The organism is Paracoccus sp. (in: a-proteobacteria), from assembly GCF_047973135.1.
In the GTDB taxonomy this organism is placed as follows: domain Bacteria; phylum Pseudomonadota; class Alphaproteobacteria; order Rhodobacterales; family Rhodobacteraceae; genus Paracoccus.
The window spans coordinates 1-14,719 of sequence record NZ_JBKEBL010000249.1 but is presented as its reverse complement, the minus strand read 5'-3'; the positions used below and the strand labels follow the sequence as shown (position 1 = coordinate 14,719).

Below are 14,719 nucleotides of genomic sequence, written 5' to 3'. Positions count from 1 at the left end.
CGCACGCCACGACGCCAACGGCGATACGATCACCATGTGGTTCAAGCTGATCGACTATAATCTGGTGGTTCAGGACCACGACGCCGCCAATGCGCAGATCGACGAAAAGCTGAACGCAGCCGCCGAACCCTCGGACATGAAGCTATGACCGACCGCAGCAACAGGGTGAAAAGCATGACCACTTGGCTGGACTATCTGCGCGAGAACCCTGCGGACGATTTCGATTCCGTGATGGAGTTGCGTATCCCAATGAGTATTCAGCTGGAAATCATGCGCAAGGCGCAAGAACTGGAGGTGCTGCCGCTGGATGTTGTGCTGTACGCGCTGGCGGACTACGGCATCGCGAGGGACAAGATTCTGTGTCTGTGATATCTATGCGCAGCCGCCTAATCGCGGCGGCGGCGAATCCAACCCATTAAGCAGGACACAACACCTTCACAGATACCCTGACCCCCGACCTCGGCGTAGCCCTGATGAACCTCCACCTCCATGGCTGCGTGGATGTTGGTGCCGCAAATCAGCTTTGTGATCTTGAACTGGCGGCCCCAACAACATTCACACGGCGCGTTCCCGGTGTCGGGCTGCTGTCATTCGAGGCGCTTGAACTGGAACTCTCTGGCTATCTTGAAATTGGCAGGATCGATCAAGGCCGGGCGATCCGGCATCCTTTCGTGCAGAATGCCTTCAGTCGAATGGCAACCGACCAATTCGCCGGGGCAGCTGAACTGGTTTTCGAAAGCTCCTATCTGGACCAGCTGCCGTCTCTGGCTCTCGTGGAAAAGCACATCGGTACGTTTCAGGTCCACGGTCTCGCTCGGGCGAACATCCTCAAGCTCGCCGTTCGCAAGCACCTGCAGCACAACGGCGTGCTGCTTCGGCTTGAAGCCAGCCGCAGCGGCCAGCTGGGCGCCGGTCGGCGTCAGGTCGTCGATCAGCACGTTTCGGTAGGTCAGGGTCTCATCCGCAACCTCGATGCGGCGGCGCTTATCGCGATCCGCTGCGTCTTCACTCAATTCAGTCATTTCACACTCCAGTTTCTCCGGCCAATCGCGATACGGCTAAGATTGGAATGCATGCTAAATTTGTCAAGCGTTGACTTTGCTCGCTTGACGAACTTATCGAAGTGGCCGACAATCTATACACCGGACTCCGTGTCCGGATCGCGGAGGAGCCCACATGACCGATGGTGAAACTGATCAAACCGTCCGGCCAACCAACCTCGGCCAGATCATAAGAAAGGCCCGTACCGATCTTCAGATGTCGCAACGCGATGTCGAGGAGGCGACCGGCAAGGAGATTTCGAATGCCTACTTAAGCCAATTGGAGAGCGGAAAAATCACCAAACCTTCTCCGCACATTCTATACGCCCTCTCCACCGTCTTGGCGGTCCCTTACGAGACGCTGATGGAGCGAGCAGGCTATATCGTGCCATCGTCCCAACGCCCTGCCGACGTCAAGCATGGGCGTGCCGCAACGTTCGCGGTAGATAATCTAACGGCCGATGAGGAAGCCGCCCTCTTGGACTACCTCGCATACCTACGCACCAAGAAGGGCTGATCATGCGGCGACCGGACGACTGTAGCTTAACCCCAAGTCAGCTCGCCCGCGTTCGCGCAGAGGCCGAGCGCGCGCTGCGAGAAGCGGGCGCGCTCGGGGTCTTCCCGACGCCCGTTGAGGCGATCATGACCGTTGCGAAGGTTGAAGAGGTCAAGGAAGACGTCCTTAACCCCAGTTTCATCGACAAGCTTCGGTCAAGTACTGAGCAGGCGGGCGGTGCCCTCAAGCGGGCTTTGGGCAAAGTGATGGGTCTGTTTCACGCCAGCGCCGGTCTGCTCTTCCTGGATCAAACAATGATGGCGGTGAAAAAGCGCTTCGTGCGACTGCACGAGTCCGGACACGGCTTCATGCCATGGCAACGTTCGATGTATGCTTTGGTCGAGGATTGTGAGAATGCTCTGCAGCCTGATGCGGCTGAGCTTTTTGATCGTGAAGCCAACGTATTCGCTGCCGAAGTCCTATTCCAACTCGACAGCTTTCGCGACATAGCCGAGGGTGAAAAGTTCAGTATCTGGACGCCTGTCAAGCTGTCGAAGAAGTTTGACGCGTCGATTTATGCGTGCGTGCGACAGTACGTATCCAAAAATCATCGTGCTTGCGCAGTCGTGGTGCTGAACATGCCCGAATTCGTTGAGGGCGATGGCTTCCGCGCCACCCTGCGACGTCCTGTTCAATCTGACAGCTTCACAACAATTTTCGGCGATCACGACTGGAAGCCTTTCTACACGCCCGACGACGATATCGGCGCACTGATACCGATCAACGGCCAAAGGTCTTCCGGGCAAAAGTCTCTTGTCCTGCTGGACCGGAACGGCGACCGCCATGAGTGCGTAGCTGAGTCCTTCACACAGACCCACCAAGTCTTTGTTCTCGTCCATGTGATTAAGACGCTATTTGCGCGATCTGTTCACGAAGCTGGCCAATGGCCACCTCGCTCGTGACATCGACGACCTGATGCCCTGGGCCTACGCCCAGCAGGGCCGGGATGCATAGGGACCTCGTCTCGTAGTCCCTGACGAGCTACCGACCGTCATCCGCTTCATCCCAACGTGATACCGCGCAAGTGCGAAATCAATGGGGCGTGACCGCCGCTTACTCTACACCGATAGGTCAACGTGCCATCATCGACCAAGTCTCGAAATGGCCAGACTTGGGCAAACTTTATGCATTCGACGCGTGGATTGCCAATATTGACCGACATTGCGGCAATCTTCTTTTCGGCAGCGTCGGGGATACATGGCTGATTGATCACGGCCATTGCTTCACTGGACCGACTTGGGGGCCATCCGATCTCGACCCCGCCAAAGAGTTTGCCAGTCGGCTATCCGAGTGGATTACTCCTTTCCTGAGTGCAGATCAAAAGGATACACGACGCACAGAAGCGCAAGCGGTCGAGGCTGCGCTGACAGGGTTTGATGCCGAGGAACCCACTAACTCCAGCCGCGTGGTGGATCTGATGCCGATGGATTATGTTGACGCCCTGAAGCAGTTCCTGACGCAGCGCAGCGCTAAGGTCACTTTCCATGCCAGCAAAGCGCTTAATGTGCCGGTGATGTTATGACCCTTAGACTGGACACCAGCCGCTTCCCATCACTGAAGGAGAGCGTCCGCGCTCATTGGGCACCGATCCTGCTTGAGCCAATTTCAGGATCTGATGAGAGATTTGTTAGTCCGTTCTGAACAACGTGGAACGCATTGATTTTGCGTGATGAACCGCCGGTATTTCTGGCTTCATTCTGCAGGGTTTTGTATTGTTGACGCAGAAACCCTGCAAATTCGGATCGTCGATGAAGCCGCATTCCCACGCCCCCGAACAGGATGACCTACTCCGCCCCCGATTGGTCGACATGATCGATGCCCGGCATGAGCTGGTGAAACTGGCGAGTTTGATCGACTGGGAATTCTTCGAGCAGGAATGGGCGGGCTTCTTCCCCTCGACGACCGGTCGTCCAGCGACATCGCCGCGCCTAGTCGCCGGTCTGATGTATCTGCAGCATGCCTTCAAGCTGTCGGACGAGGCGGTTGTCGCGCGGTGGGTCGAGAACCCCTACTACCAGCATTTCACCGGTGAGACGTTCTTTCAGCACCGGCCACCGATCGATCCCTCCTCCTTGGTGCGCTGGCGCAAGCGGATCGGTGAAGAAGGAGCTGAGTGGCTGCTGAGCAAGACGATCGAGGCGGGGCGATCCTCGGGGGCGGTCACCGACAAGGCCCTGCAGCGGGTGGCGGTCGATACCACCGTGATGGAGTTCGCAGGGGACCGTGGCCGCAGTGCGGCCGCGTAAGCCCCGAAGAACAACATCGCCCATCCGACGGACGCCCGGCTCTACGAGCGGGCACGTGCCCTGCTGGTCGGCCTCGCGAAACAGGCCGGGATCGAACTGCGCCAGAGCTATGCCCGGCTCGCGCCACGTCTGGCCATCCAAGTCGGCCGTTACGCCCATGCCCGCCAATTCAAGCGCATGCGCAAGGCGCTACGCCGGCTCAGGGGTTATGTCGGCCGGGTGCGCCGCGATCTGCGCCGCCACCTGCAGGAAATCCCGCAAGGCCCGCTGCGCGACAGGATCCTGGACGCCCTGTGGCTGGTCGCCCGGGACCGGCCGGCAAATCGAGCGCGGCATAGCCCAAACGCGGGCCGTCTGCGATCCGCTCGGCCAGCTTGCCGCCCTCCATCAGCACCCGGTCATGCATGGCGCGCACCAGCAGGTGCACATGGGCCGGACGGTGGGCGAAGAGCCCGAAGATGTCGGCCTCGCGGTCGGCAACCACCGTCACCCGCGCCGCGCCTGTCATCAGCCCGGCCCTTTGCGTCGCTTGCAACCAGCGCTGGCTCTGGCGGTCCTCGAAAGCCCGGCTGCGGCGGCTCGCCTTGCCCCCCTCGGTGCGCTCCATGAACTGCGCGTCAAGGGCGCCCAGAACCGCGCCGCTCTCCGCATCCACCGCGATCATATGGCATGCAGAAAGCGACCGCCTCCACCGGACGACTGCGTCACCGTGGTGTCCTGAACCGCCAGAACATCCCGGCCAGCGCTGGCCGCCTGCGTTCGCTCGAAGGCGGCCGCCGTCATTTCTTCAAGCGTCACAGCAGGGTTGCGCAGAAACCGCGTGAAACGGATCTCGCCAGCACGGCTCCCGCCCAACCGGCGCACTCGCACCCCGCGCGCACCGTGACTGACAAGCCGCGCCAGCAAATCGGCCCCCCTTTTTCCAGCCGCCGATCCCCGAACGCACCCAAGCTCAAATCCATGATCCCCTCCGTTTTCCAGAAAGGAAGCAGAGGACATCACCGACCGCAAGAAAGATGTGTGAACTTTATAGCCCAGCAGGAAGCAGAGCAGACCCGACAGCAACGGGCGGCGGCCGATCCTGTCCGATACCATGCCGAATATCAGTTGCGGCAATGCGAGGCCGAGAAGATAAAGCGCCTGCATCTGACCGATCACGCCATCCGCAAGGCCAAGGTCGCGTTCGATGGCCGGAAGCGAGGGGCTGATCAGCGTCAGGCTCGCGGCCGACAGGCCGGTGCTTAGCGCGAGTAAGGGGACCAGAGACCGGTTCCGTTCTGGTCCGGATGGCGTCGACTCGATGCTCATCAGGGGCAGGGATCCGGGGTCGGCATGTCAGGCATTCCAAACCCAGGGGCGCCTTGCCCGATCCTGCGCCTGAAACTCAGAGATCGCGTCGGACCGGTCGAGCACGATCTCGATATCGTCTTTTCCCGAGACAAGCTTGTTGCGTATCGTGTCTGGCAGGTTCAGGGTGATGCGGCGGTCCCCTGCGGAGACGAGGTCCGCAGGAATATCTATGAGGATCTCGCAGCGGGCTGGGTCTTCGGCAACCTCGCGCAACATTGCCAGGGCACCATCCGGCAGAACCCAGGCTAGAATCCCGTTCTTCAGACAGTTGGCTGCGAAGATATCGCCGAAGCTGGCGGCGAAGATGGCACGGATGCCGAAATCCTTCAACGCCCAGGGGGCCTGTTCGCGCGACGATCCGCAGCCGAAATTGGCGCAGGAGACCAGCGCCACCGCCTTGTTCCAAGGCGCGCGGTTCAGCACGAAATCGGGATTTTCGGATCCGTCCGGGCGATAGCGCCAGTTGCCGAACAGGCCGGATGCCAGCCGGGTCGTGATCTCCTGCGTGTGTATCGCGGGGATGATCGCGTCGGTATCGACATTGTCGCGCTCAATCAGGGCAAGGGGCCCGCGGATGACGGTCATCGGGTTCATGCGTTACGCCTCCAGCTTTCGGACATCGGTTATGCGGCCGGTGATCGCCGCCGCCGCCGCCATTGCGGGGCTCATCAGGTGGGTGCGGCCGCCGGGGCCTTGCCGCCCCTCGAAATTGCGGTTCGAGGTCGAGGCGCAGCGCTTTCCCGGTGCCAGTCGGTCATCCTGCAGCGCGCAGCACATGGAACAACCCGGTTCGCGCCATTCGAAGCCGGCATCGGCGAAAATCCGGTCCAGCCCCTCGGCCTCGGCCGCGGCCTTCACCTTCTCCGATCCCGGCACCACGATGGCGCTGAGGCCGCTGGCGACGCGGTGCCCTTTCAGGATGGCCGCCGCCGCCCGGAGATCGCTCAGCCGACCATTCGTGCAGGAGCCGATGAAGACCTGATCGACGGCGATATCCTCCATCCGCGTTCCGGGCTTCAGCCCCATATAGTCCAATGCGACGCGGGCAGAGTTCCGTGCGGTCTCGTCGGCGATCCCGGACGGGTCGGGAATGGTCGAGGTGATGCTGATCGCCTGATCGGGGCTTGTGCCCCAGGTCACGGTCGGCGCGATGTCGGCAGCGTCAATGCTGATCTCGGCGTCGAACTGCGCACCCTCGTCGGAGGCAAGGCCGCGCCAGCGGGAGACGGCGCGATTGAAGTTCTCGCCCTTCGGGGCGAAGCGGCGGCCGGACAGATAGTCGAAGACGGTATCGTCGGGCGCGATCATTCCGATGCGTGCGCCGAACTCGATCGCCATGTTGCAGATCGTCAGACGCTCTTCGATGGTCATGGCACGGATGGTGCTGCCGGCGAATTCGACGGCATGGCCGACACCGCCGCGCGCGCCGGTACGGGCGATGACTGCCAGAATGACATCCTTTGCCGTGACTCCGCGGCCGAGCTGGCCGTCGATGCGGATACGCATCGTTTTCGGGCGCATCATCATCAGGCACTGGGTCGCCAGCACCTGCTCAATATCGGACGAGCCGATGCCAAAGGCCATCGCCCCGAGGCCGCCCACCGTGCAGGTATGGCTGTCGCCGCAGACGATGGACATGCCGGGCAGTGCGATCCCGAGATCGGGCGAGATCACATGGACGATGCCCTGATCGCCGGAATCGAGGTCAAACAGCCGGATACCGTTCGCGGCGGTTTCGCGACGCAGTGCCTCGACGAACTTCTTGCCAGGCGCATAGCTGCCTGCGTTTCGGCCGGGCCGGGTCGAAATGATGTGGTCGATAGTGGCAAAGGTCAGCTCGGGATTGCGAACCGGGTGGCCCGTCTCGCGCAACTGCGCGAAGGCAATCGGCGAGGTCACGTCATGCAAGATGTGCCGGTCGATATGAATGAGGTCGGCGCCATTCGGCAAAGTCGAAATCCGATGCTCGTTCCATATCCTGTCGAACAGGGTCTGTGCCATCTCATCCCTCATGTGCTTACCTGGGGACTGTTCTAAGCCTCGTTTCGATCCGCGAAAATTAGAATATTATGAAAGCATCATTCGAAATAGAAGAACGGTCGAGAGCGCTGTCACTCCTGAAGAAGGCGCGCGCTTTCCCAGCGCCCGTCCAGGACGGCGGCCTGCACCAGTTCCGTGATCAAGGCGAACATCCGTTCGCGCAGGTAGGTCGGCTTCGCATCGGCTGTCGTCACGAGATAAAGCGTTCGCACCAGAGTGGGGTCCATCACGGGGCGTGCGACCAGATCGCCGCGCCGCAATTCCTCGCTGACCAGCATTTTCGGGGCAAGTGTACAGGCAAGACCTTCCTTCAGCGCGATTGATGTGCAGGCCGTCGAGGCAAGCTGAATGCGTGCCACCGCCTCCATTCTGGCGAGGTCGGCTGGCCGGTCGGCCAATGCGCGGGACAGGGTACCGCTCTGCAGCAGGGCGATGGGAAGATTCAGCATCTCGTCGAGCTGGATCGGCGTGGCGGAACTGCCGACGATCTTCTCATCGCCGATGCAGAACAGATCCTCCTCCAGCAGAGCCGTGCGGAAGGTCTGCGAGTCGGGTGGCGGGTTGTAGATCAGCGCGGCGTCGATCTCGCCGACGCGCAGCGCGTTATAGGTCATGCGCGAAAGGCCCTCCCAGATCAGCAGACGAACGCGAGGATAATCCTCAAGTACCCGCCGCATCAGGGGCGCGCCGATAACCCGTATCACCGAAACCGGAATGCCAATCGCGATATTCCCCGATATCTCGGCCCGACCGTGCCGGATTTCGGATTCCGCCGCTTGGAAGGCGGAAAGGATTTGCTGCGCATGGGCCATCAGTTTCAGCCCGGCGGCCGTCGGTTCCATGCCCCGCGGTTTGCGCAGGAAAAGCGGCGTTTCGAGTTCGGCTTCGAGGCTGGCTATGTGGTGGCTCAGCGCAGAGGCTGCTGTGTTGCAATGATCGGCCGCGTGCGAGAGGTTCCGAAATTCGCAAACCGCGACGAAATATCTGAGCTGTCTCGTGTCCATGAAGGCATTCTACAATCAAGAACGATGTATTCGAAAGGATATAATTTTCTGACAGCCTTCGAATCGGCATAGTCCCATCGACTCAGGTGAAAGGGAGGAGCCGATGACAAGCGCATTACCGCTCAATGGGATTCGTGTGGTCGAAATGAGCCATATGGTGATGGGCCCCTCGACAGGCATGTTTCTGGGTTTCCTCGGGGCCGAGGTGATCAAGATCGAGCCGCCCGAGGGCGACAAGACCCGCAACCTGATCGGTATGGGGGCGGGGTTCTTTCCGACCTTCAATCGCGGCAAGAAATCCGTGACGCTGAATATCAAGGACAGGGACGATCTGGCCCGGCTGCACGCGCTGCTGAAGACCGCCGATGTCTTTGTCGAGAATTTCCGCGACGAGACGCTGGCGAAAATGGGTCTTGCGCCGGATCAGTTGCGCCAGACCAACCCGTCGCTGATCGTCGCCTCGTGCAAGGGCTTTCTGAAGGGGCCTTACGAACATCGCGCCGCGATGGACGAGGTCGTGCAGATGATGACCGGCATGGCCTATATGACCGGCCCGGTCGGCCGGCCCCTGCGCATCGGATCGTCGGCCAACGATATCATGGGCGGGCTGTTCGCGGCGCTTGGTGTGCTGGCCGCGCTGATCCGGCGTGGCACGACCGGCGAGGGTGCGGCGATCCGTTCGGGCCTGTTCGAGAACTGCCTGCTGCTGGTCGCGCAGCATATGGTGCAGTTCGACATCGAGGGCACGGAGTCGCCACCCATGCCCGAGCGGGTATTCTCGTGGCCGGTCTATGACCTGTTCCGCACCAGCGACGACCGGCAGATTTTCCTGGGCGCGGCGACGGATGGGCAATGGGAAAAGCTGTGCCGCGGTCTGGGCCTTGCGCATCTGCTTGACGATCCGCGCCTGCAATCGCGCCCCGACCAGATCGCCGCGCGCGACTGGACCCTGCCGCTGATCGCGGACGTGGTGGCCTCGCGCCCCTATGACGACACGATCCGCATCATGGAGGAGAACGATCTGCTGTTCGCCCCGGTTTCACGCCCGGCAGAGATGTATGACGATCCGCATGTGAACCGGCCCGGCGGGCTCTATACCTCGCATTACGCCGCAAAACGCGATTTCCGCGCGCCCGCCCTGCCGGTCGAGATCGACGGCCGCCCGGTGGTGTCCGGAAATGTCGATATTCCCGCCATCGGCCAGCACAATGCCGAGATCCTCGGATCGCTGAAGCTGGAGGCGGCGGAATGACCGGGGTGAATGTCTACAAGGCATATCCGACGGGCCGCATCGCCATCCGCGAGGTCGGACTGCGCGACGGGCTGCAACTGACCGCGTCCTGGCCCTCGACCGCGCAGAAACTGGACTGGGTGGCGCGCGATTACGCCGCGGGGATCCGCCACTTCGAGGTCGGCTCCTTCCTGCCCGCCGACAAGGTGCCGCGCTTTGCCGATGTGCGCGACGTGATCGCCGCCGTCGATGCGCGCGTCGATGCGCACGGGATCGCGCTGGCACTGAACCAGCGCGGGGCGGCGGATGCGTTGCAGACGCCGGTGGACGAGATCACCGTGGTCGTCTCGGCCAGCCAGGCCCATAACGAGGCCAATGTCCGCCGCACGCAGGATCAAAGCCTGACCGAGATCGCCAATGTCGTGAAGCTGCGCGATCAGGCCGGCAAGGACACGATCATCAATGTGGGCATCGCCATGTCCTTCGGCTGTTCGCTGTCCGGCGATGTGCCCGAAGATGCGGTGATGCGGATGGTGGATCGCTGTTTCGAGGCGGGCGTCGATATGGTCGGGCTGGCCGATACGGTGGGTTTCGCCGGGCCGCGCCAGATCGCCTCGCTTTGCGGGCGGATGGAAAAACGGCTGGGGGATCTGCCCTATGTCATGCATCTGCACGACACGCGCGGGATGGGCATCGCCAATGCCTCGGCGGCGCTGGATGCCGGATGCCGGGTGCTTGACGCCTCGCTGGCCGGGCTGGGGGGCTGCCCCTTCGCGCCCGGCGCGACCGGAAATGTCGTGCTGGAGGATCTGATCTATCTGGCCGAAACCAAGGGATTCGACACCGGCATTGATGTCGAAAAGATCATCGAGACCCGCGCGCTGCTGGCCGAGGCTCTGCCGGGGGAAACGCTGTATGGGGGGCTGGCCAAGGCCGGGCCGCCGAAAACGCTGAACTGGCGCGCAAAGGTCGCCTGAAATTCACAAGTCAAAAGGGGAGGAAACGCCATGAAACCCAAACTGATTTCGACGCTGCTGGGGACCGCGCTGGCCTTCGGTGCGACTGCCGCCGCTGCGGAAACCGCAATGCGCTGCGCCCATCAGTTGCCGCCACAGCATCCGGTGTCGCAGGTCATCGACCGCTGGGCCGCCGAGGTCGAAACCCTGTCCGAGGGAGAGATCGACGTGCAGATCTTTCCGGCGGACAGCCTGGTCGGGGCCAATGAAGCGATCATTGCCGTTGCCAAGGGCGATATCGAATGCGCCTTCTCGGCCCCCTTCGCATGGGGCAAGACGCTGCCGATCATGGGTGTCTCGCTGGAGCCCTTTGCCTTTGAGGACATAAATATCTGGAAGAACTGGGCCGGCTCGGAAGCGGCACGGTTCCTGGAAGCCGAACTGCGCCAGAAAGGAATCGAGAACCTCGCCTGGATCTTCCAGACCCGGGACTCGGTCTTCAGCTCGAAAGGAAAATTTCTGGTCAAACCCGAGGATTTCAAGGGGCTGAAATATCGCGGGCTGATGCCGGCCTTCAATGCCTCGCTTTCGGCGCTCGGGGCCTCTCCGGTATCGACGCCGGGCAGCGAGGTCTATGAATCCCTTGCCACGGGTGTCATCGACGGCGCCATGGGCGGTGTGGATTCGGCCGTGTCGCGCAAGTTTTACGAGGTGCAGGACCATTTCAGCATCATGCCGGTGATCTCGGTCTATTTCCATGGATACACCAACGCGAATTTCTACAATGGCCTGTCCGACAAGGCGAAGGCCGCGTTCCAGCAGGCCGGTCTCGACGCTGCCGGCTGGGCCGTCGAAGCCTACGAGCAGGGCAAGGATGTCTATCCGGCGGAACTCGAAGCCAAGGGCGCCGCCGTCCACGAGCTGACGGATGCGGAAAACGCCGCCCTGCAGGAGGTCATGTATCCCGCCTTCATGGAGGCCTTCGACGCGCCGCAGGACAAGGTCGATGAGCTTCACGGCCTGGTCGACAAACTGCGCAGCGAATAAGCGGTCAGGACAGCACAGATGGAACACGATAACCAGAATGGGGCGGCCGACGCCGCCCCACTGCCCGAGCGTATAATCTCGCCGGTTGTCTGGATTTGCGGCGCAATCAGCGCCGCCCTGATCCTCGTTCAGCTTGGTGTGACCAGCTACGCGATCTTCATGCGTTATGTCTTCAACAAGCCCCTGGTCTGGGGCGACCAATTCCTGGGCTATACACTGGTCGCCTTCGTCATGCTGGGTGCGACGGAGGCCTATCGCCGGAACAACCACATCTCGATCGACATGATCGCTGACAGGCTGACCGGTCCCTGGCAGGTTATCCGCTGGATATGGAGTGATCTTTGCGTGCTGGCCTTCGCGGCAGTTGTCGCCATCAGCGGCTGGGAGGCGATCGAGTTCGCACGCCTGTTCGGTTCCTATTCGGCGGGCGCCATCGAGATCCAGACCTGGATCCCGCAGGTTCCCGTATTGCTTGGGGCCGTCCTCATGGCCGTCTTCGCCCTGGCCCGACTGGTCGGCCGTCTTGTCCGGAGGAACTGAGATGACCCCATTCCTGATCTTTTCCGGCCTGATCCTGCTGCTGCTGACCGGCATCCCGATCTTCGCCGCGCTTGGTCTGACGGCAACGGTGATCCTGCTGGTTTTCGAGGGCGGGATCGGTTCGGTCGCCGACACCGTCTATGCCAGCATGAACAAGTCGATCCTGGTCGCCATTCCGCTGTTCGTCTTCATGGCGCAGGTGATGCTGCGTGCCAGGGTGATCGACGATCTGTACGAGATGGCACATACCATTCTCGGCCATATCCGGGGCGGGCTGGCGGTGGCGACCGTGCTGGCCTGCACAATCTTCGCTGCCATCTCGGGCTCCTCGGTCGCGACGGCGCTGTCCGTCGGCTCCAGCGCCATCCCGCAGATGGAACGCTTCGGCTATCCGCGCCGCGCCGCGCTTGGCGTGGTGGCCGCAGGCGGAACGCTGGGAATCCTGATCCCGCCCTCGGGGCCGATGATCCTCTATGCGGTCGTGTCCGAGGCTTCGATCGGGGCGCTGTTCCTGGCGGGCATCATTCCGGGATTGCTGCTGGCGGCGATCTTTGCGGGCTATTCGATGGTTGCCGCAACCATGCGCGGCGGCGAGCGTCCGGCCTTTTCCGGAATGCCGAAGATCATGCAGTCGATCCGGAAATCGATCTGGGCACTGCTGGCCCCGCCGGTGGTGCTGGGCGGCATCTATGCCGGCATCTTCACCGCCAGCGAGGCGGCGGCGGTCGGCTGCATCTATGCCCTGCTGGTCGCGCTGATCGTTTACCGGAATTTCGGCATGAACGAACTCTGGCAATCGCTTTACGAGACCATGCGAACCTCGATGATGGTGTTCATGATCATCGCGGCCGCGCATGTCTTTGGCTATGCGATCACCATCATCCGCCTTCCGGTGGGCATCACCGAGGCGGTAGCCGCCGCAGGGCTTGGCCGAATGGAATTCATGCTGATCGTCATGGCGATGATCTTTGTCATGGGAATGTTTTTCGATGGCATCGCCATCATCCTGATCACCACGCCGATCCTGCTGCCGACCATGCATGCGCTGGATATCGACCTTGTCTGGTATGGCGTGCTGCTGATGGTAAATCTGGAACTGGCGATGATCACGCCCCCTGTCGGCATGAACCTGTTCGTCATCAAGGGCATAACCGACGCACCGCTATCGGATGTGATCAGGGGGGCCGCGCCATATGTCGGCTTGATGTTCCTTGGCCTGTGCATCCTGATGGTCTTTCCGGGCCTGGCGACCTGGCTGCCCTATTCGGCGGGATATGGTCGGTGACGGGCATGTGTTTCCGATGAACAGGGTCGTCGCGGCAACCGCGGCACCCATGGCCGGCAGCCAGTGTCCGGAAGGATATCGGCCGCGAGCAGTATTTTTCAGCATGATGAGGAGGATTTCATGCGCAGTCTTACGTCAGGATTTACGTTCCCTCTGGCAATCGCCGCATTGTTCCCGTTTGCGACCGGCTCATTCTCTGACGAGGCAATGGCTGTCGCCGATGTCGGTGGGTTTCAAATCGGCGGCACAACGGTTGTGCTGGAGGGGATGCCGATCAAAGAGCAGACCTTCACCAACGGTATGAAGCCCATCAAGGTAGACCCCAACGGAACTTTCGTTACCGGCCAGATGTATGTCGGTTACGTCAAGCTGGCCGAACCGGTTTCGGACTATCCGATCCTGATGTGGCATGGCGGCGGCATGACCGGCGTGACATGGCAGGATAAACCCGACGGCGGCGCGGGCTGGGAAAAGTACTTCCTGAAATCGGGTTATTCCACCTATGTCTCCGATGCGGTGGAGCGCGGACGCTCGTCCTGGTCGCAGTTCCCGGAAATTTACGCCAGCAAGCCGGTTTTCAGAACGCTGGAGGATGCCTGGGGCGCATTTCGCATCGGCCCCGAAGGCGGATGGAGTGCCGATCCCGCGCAGCGGCAGGCATTCCAAAACACCCAATTTCCGGCCGAGGCGTTCGTTCAGTTCGGCAAGCAATTCGTGCCCCGGTGGCTGACGAATGACGATGCGACCCAGGCGGCCTATGACGAACTGATCGGGATGGTCTGCCCCTGTATTGTCATGGCCCATAGTCAGGGCGGAAATTTTGCCTATAACGCGGCGCTCAATAACCCGGAACTGGTCAAGGCGGTCATCCTGATCGAGCCGTCCGGCGCACCAAATCCACAAGATGTGGATGCCGCGAAACTGCGTGAAATACCGCATCTGGCGGTTTGGGGGGACAATATTGCCAAGCATCCTGTCTGGCCGCGTCTGGTCGAAGCCAGCCGGAACTGGCGCGAGGCAGTCAACGGCGCGGGCGGAGATTTTGACTGGCTTGACCTTCCGGCGGAAGGGATCACGGGCAACAGCCATTTCCCGATGATGGACAAGAATTCGGACCAGATCGCAGCACTGATCGTCGCCTGGATTCAGGCATCGGTAAACTGAGCATGTTCAGCGCATGAGGTGGCCTCCATCTCCTCGGAGCGATAGGCCGCATCGGCCCAGACGCCCGCACCGGTGTTGCCCCGCATCAGCAGCAGTTCCACCGCCTGGCTGTCATGCAGGGCGGCATCACTGACATGGTAGCGGCGCACCAGCTTGTGCTGGCGGTCCACGTTGACGTGGTTCTTGTAGCCGTAGTGGGATTTCCCGTGTTTCCTGGTCCACCGCGCATCGGTATCCTTTTGCGACCGCCTGGCGGGCTT

The 14,719-nt window shown here is 61.4% G+C and carries 15 protein-coding genes and 4 pseudogenes; 12 read left to right on the top strand and 7 right to left on the bottom strand.

Annotated features, from left to right (window positions below):
• The first annotated feature begins 144 nt into the window (after positions 1-144).
• On the top strand, positions 145-369 hold the full coding sequence (locus ACK5L9_RS18660) for a hypothetical protein (protein WP_416912957.1): 225 nt from the start codon (positions 145-147) through the stop codon (positions 367-369).
• 218 nt (positions 370-587) lie between these two features.
• Here the strand turns inward: ACK5L9_RS18660 and ACK5L9_RS18655 are convergent, their stop codons facing one another.
• Complete coding sequence (locus tag ACK5L9_RS18655) at positions 588-1,022, bottom strand: multiubiquitin domain-containing protein (RefSeq protein ID WP_416912956.1); 435 nt, start codon at positions 1,020-1,022, stop codon at positions 588-590.
• Positions 1,023-1,176: 154 nt separating this feature from the next.
• On the opposite strand from ACK5L9_RS18655, the gene ACK5L9_RS18650 reads away from it, so the two are divergent.
• From ACK5L9_RS18650 to ACK5L9_RS18630, 5 genes and pseudogenes are all read left to right on the top strand, one after another.
• A complete protein-coding gene (locus ACK5L9_RS18650) occupies positions 1,177-1,557 on the top strand; it encodes a helix-turn-helix domain-containing protein (protein ID WP_416912955.1) in 381 nt (126 codons plus the stop codon).
• Between the two features lie 2 nt (positions 1,558-1,559).
• A pseudogene (locus tag ACK5L9_RS18645) lies at positions 1,560-2,093 on the top strand (ImmA/IrrE family metallo-endopeptidase); the annotation flags it as partial.
• Between the two features lie 355 nt (positions 2,094-2,448).
• Positions 2,449-2,550 (top strand): annotated as a pseudogene (locus tag ACK5L9_RS18640) (transposase domain-containing protein); the annotation flags it as partial.
• Positions 2,551-2,707: 157 nt separating this feature from the next.
• Entirely contained in the window at positions 2,708-3,118 is a 411-nt protein-coding gene (locus ACK5L9_RS18635; protein WP_416912954.1) for a hypothetical protein, read from the top strand.
• A gap of 226 nt (positions 3,119-3,344) precedes the next feature.
• A pseudogene (locus ACK5L9_RS18630) lies at positions 3,345-4,151 on the top strand (IS5 family transposase); the annotation flags it as partial.
• On the opposite strand, the gene ACK5L9_RS18625 reads toward ACK5L9_RS18630, so the two are convergent.
• From ACK5L9_RS18625 to ACK5L9_RS18605, 5 genes are all read right to left on the bottom strand, one after another.
• Positions 4,042-4,506 carry a hypothetical protein gene (locus ACK5L9_RS18625; RefSeq protein WP_416912958.1) on the bottom strand — a complete coding sequence of 155 codons (465 nt, stop codon included), beginning with the start codon at positions 4,504-4,506 and terminating at the stop codon, positions 4,042-4,044. The pseudogene ACK5L9_RS18630 and the gene ACK5L9_RS18625 sit on opposite strands and share 110 nt — an antisense overlap.
• Positions 4,503-5,150, bottom strand: coding sequence for an MFS transporter (locus tag ACK5L9_RS18620; RefSeq protein ID WP_416912953.1), 648 nt, complete (start codon positions 5,148-5,150; stop codon positions 4,503-4,505). Before ACK5L9_RS18620 ends, ACK5L9_RS18625 begins: the two co-directional genes overlap by 4 nt.
• 27 nt (positions 5,151-5,177) lie before the next feature.
• Positions 5,178-5,786 (bottom strand): 3-isopropylmalate dehydratase small subunit, encoded by a 609-nt coding sequence (leuD, locus tag ACK5L9_RS18615; RefSeq protein WP_416912952.1) that lies wholly within the window; start codon positions 5,784-5,786, stop codon positions 5,178-5,180.
• A gap of 3 nt (positions 5,787-5,789) precedes the next feature.
• Entirely contained in the window at positions 5,790-7,205 is a 1,416-nt protein-coding gene (leuC, locus tag ACK5L9_RS18610; RefSeq protein WP_416912951.1) for a 3-isopropylmalate dehydratase large subunit, read from the bottom strand.
• A 98-nt stretch (positions 7,206-7,303) separates the two neighbouring features.
• Positions 7,304-8,236 carry a LysR family transcriptional regulator gene (locus ACK5L9_RS18605; RefSeq protein WP_416912950.1) on the bottom strand — a complete coding sequence of 311 codons (933 nt, stop codon included), beginning with the start codon at positions 8,234-8,236 and terminating at the stop codon, positions 7,304-7,306.
• Between the two features lie 103 nt (positions 8,237-8,339).
• Here ACK5L9_RS18605 and ACK5L9_RS18600 point away from each other — a divergent pair, with 103 nt between their 5' ends.
• The 6 genes from ACK5L9_RS18600 to ACK5L9_RS18575 all read left to right on the top strand — a co-directional run bounded on the left by ACK5L9_RS18600 (position 8,340) and on the right by ACK5L9_RS18575 (position 14,459).
• On the top strand, positions 8,340-9,488 hold the full coding sequence (locus ACK5L9_RS18600) for a CaiB/BaiF CoA transferase family protein (protein WP_416912949.1): 1,149 nt from the start codon (positions 8,340-8,342) through the stop codon (positions 9,486-9,488).
• Positions 9,485-10,444, top strand: coding sequence for a hydroxymethylglutaryl-CoA lyase (locus tag ACK5L9_RS18595; protein ID WP_416912948.1), 960 nt, complete (start codon positions 9,485-9,487; stop codon positions 10,442-10,444). The genes ACK5L9_RS18600 and ACK5L9_RS18595 overlap by 4 nt, the downstream gene beginning before the upstream one ends.
• 108 nt (positions 10,445-10,552) lie before the next feature.
• Complete coding sequence (dctP, locus tag ACK5L9_RS18590) at positions 10,553-11,470, top strand: TRAP transporter substrate-binding protein DctP (protein ID WP_416912947.1); 918 nt, start codon at positions 10,553-10,555, stop codon at positions 11,468-11,470.
• 18 nt (positions 11,471-11,488) lie between these two features.
• Positions 11,489-12,010 carry a TRAP transporter small permease gene (locus ACK5L9_RS18585; protein WP_416912946.1) on the top strand — a complete coding sequence of 174 codons (522 nt, stop codon included), beginning with the start codon at positions 11,489-11,491 and terminating at the stop codon, positions 12,008-12,010.
• 1 nt (position 12,011) lies between these two features.
• The gene (locus tag ACK5L9_RS18580) at positions 12,012-13,295 is read left to right on the top strand and encodes a TRAP transporter large permease (RefSeq protein ID WP_416912945.1); all 1,284 of its coding nucleotides are present in this window, start codon (positions 12,012-12,014) and stop codon (positions 13,293-13,295) included.
• Between the two features lie 63 nt (positions 13,296-13,358).
• On the top strand, positions 13,359-14,459 hold the full coding sequence (locus ACK5L9_RS18575) for a hypothetical protein (protein WP_416912944.1): 1,101 nt from the start codon (positions 13,359-13,361) through the stop codon (positions 14,457-14,459).
• A gap of 20 nt (positions 14,460-14,479) precedes the next feature.
• Here ACK5L9_RS18575 and ACK5L9_RS18570 read toward each other — a convergent pair.
• A pseudogene (locus ACK5L9_RS18570) lies at positions 14,480-14,719 on the bottom strand (transposase); the annotation flags it as partial.

Coding starts and splice junctions, on each gene's coding strand:
- ACK5L9_RS18660 (WP_416912957.1), top strand. CDS start 145: ATGACCGACCGCAGCAACAGGGTGAAAAGCATGACCACTTGGCTGGAC.
- ACK5L9_RS18655 (WP_416912956.1), bottom strand. CDS start 1,022: ATGACTGAATTGAGTGAAGACGCAGCGGATCGCGATAAGCGCCGCCGC.
- ACK5L9_RS18650 (WP_416912955.1), top strand. CDS start 1,177: ATGACCGATGGTGAAACTGATCAAACCGTCCGGCCAACCAACCTCGGC.
- ACK5L9_RS18625 (WP_416912958.1), bottom strand. CDS start 4,506: ATGATCGCGGTGGATGCGGAGAGCGGCGCGGTTCTGGGCGCCCTTGAC.
- ACK5L9_RS18620 (WP_416912953.1), bottom strand. CDS start 5,150: ATGAGCATCGAGTCGACGCCATCCGGACCAGAACGGAACCGGTCTCTG.
- leuD (WP_416912952.1), bottom strand. CDS start 5,786: ATGAACCCGATGACCGTCATCCGCGGGCCCCTTGCCCTGATTGAGCGC.
- leuC (WP_416912951.1), bottom strand. CDS start 7,205: ATGAGGGATGAGATGGCACAGACCCTGTTCGACAGGATATGGAACGAG.
- ACK5L9_RS18605 (WP_416912950.1), bottom strand. CDS start 8,236: ATGGACACGAGACAGCTCAGATATTTCGTCGCGGTTTGCGAATTTCGG.
- ACK5L9_RS18600 (WP_416912949.1), top strand. CDS start 8,340: ATGACAAGCGCATTACCGCTCAATGGGATTCGTGTGGTCGAAATGAGC.
- ACK5L9_RS18595 (WP_416912948.1), top strand. CDS start 9,485: ATGACCGGGGTGAATGTCTACAAGGCATATCCGACGGGCCGCATCGCC.
- dctP (WP_416912947.1), top strand. CDS start 10,553: ATGCGCTGCGCCCATCAGTTGCCGCCACAGCATCCGGTGTCGCAGGTC.
- ACK5L9_RS18585 (WP_416912946.1), top strand. CDS start 11,489: ATGGAACACGATAACCAGAATGGGGCGGCCGACGCCGCCCCACTGCCC.
- ACK5L9_RS18580 (WP_416912945.1), top strand. CDS start 12,012: ATGACCCCATTCCTGATCTTTTCCGGCCTGATCCTGCTGCTGCTGACC.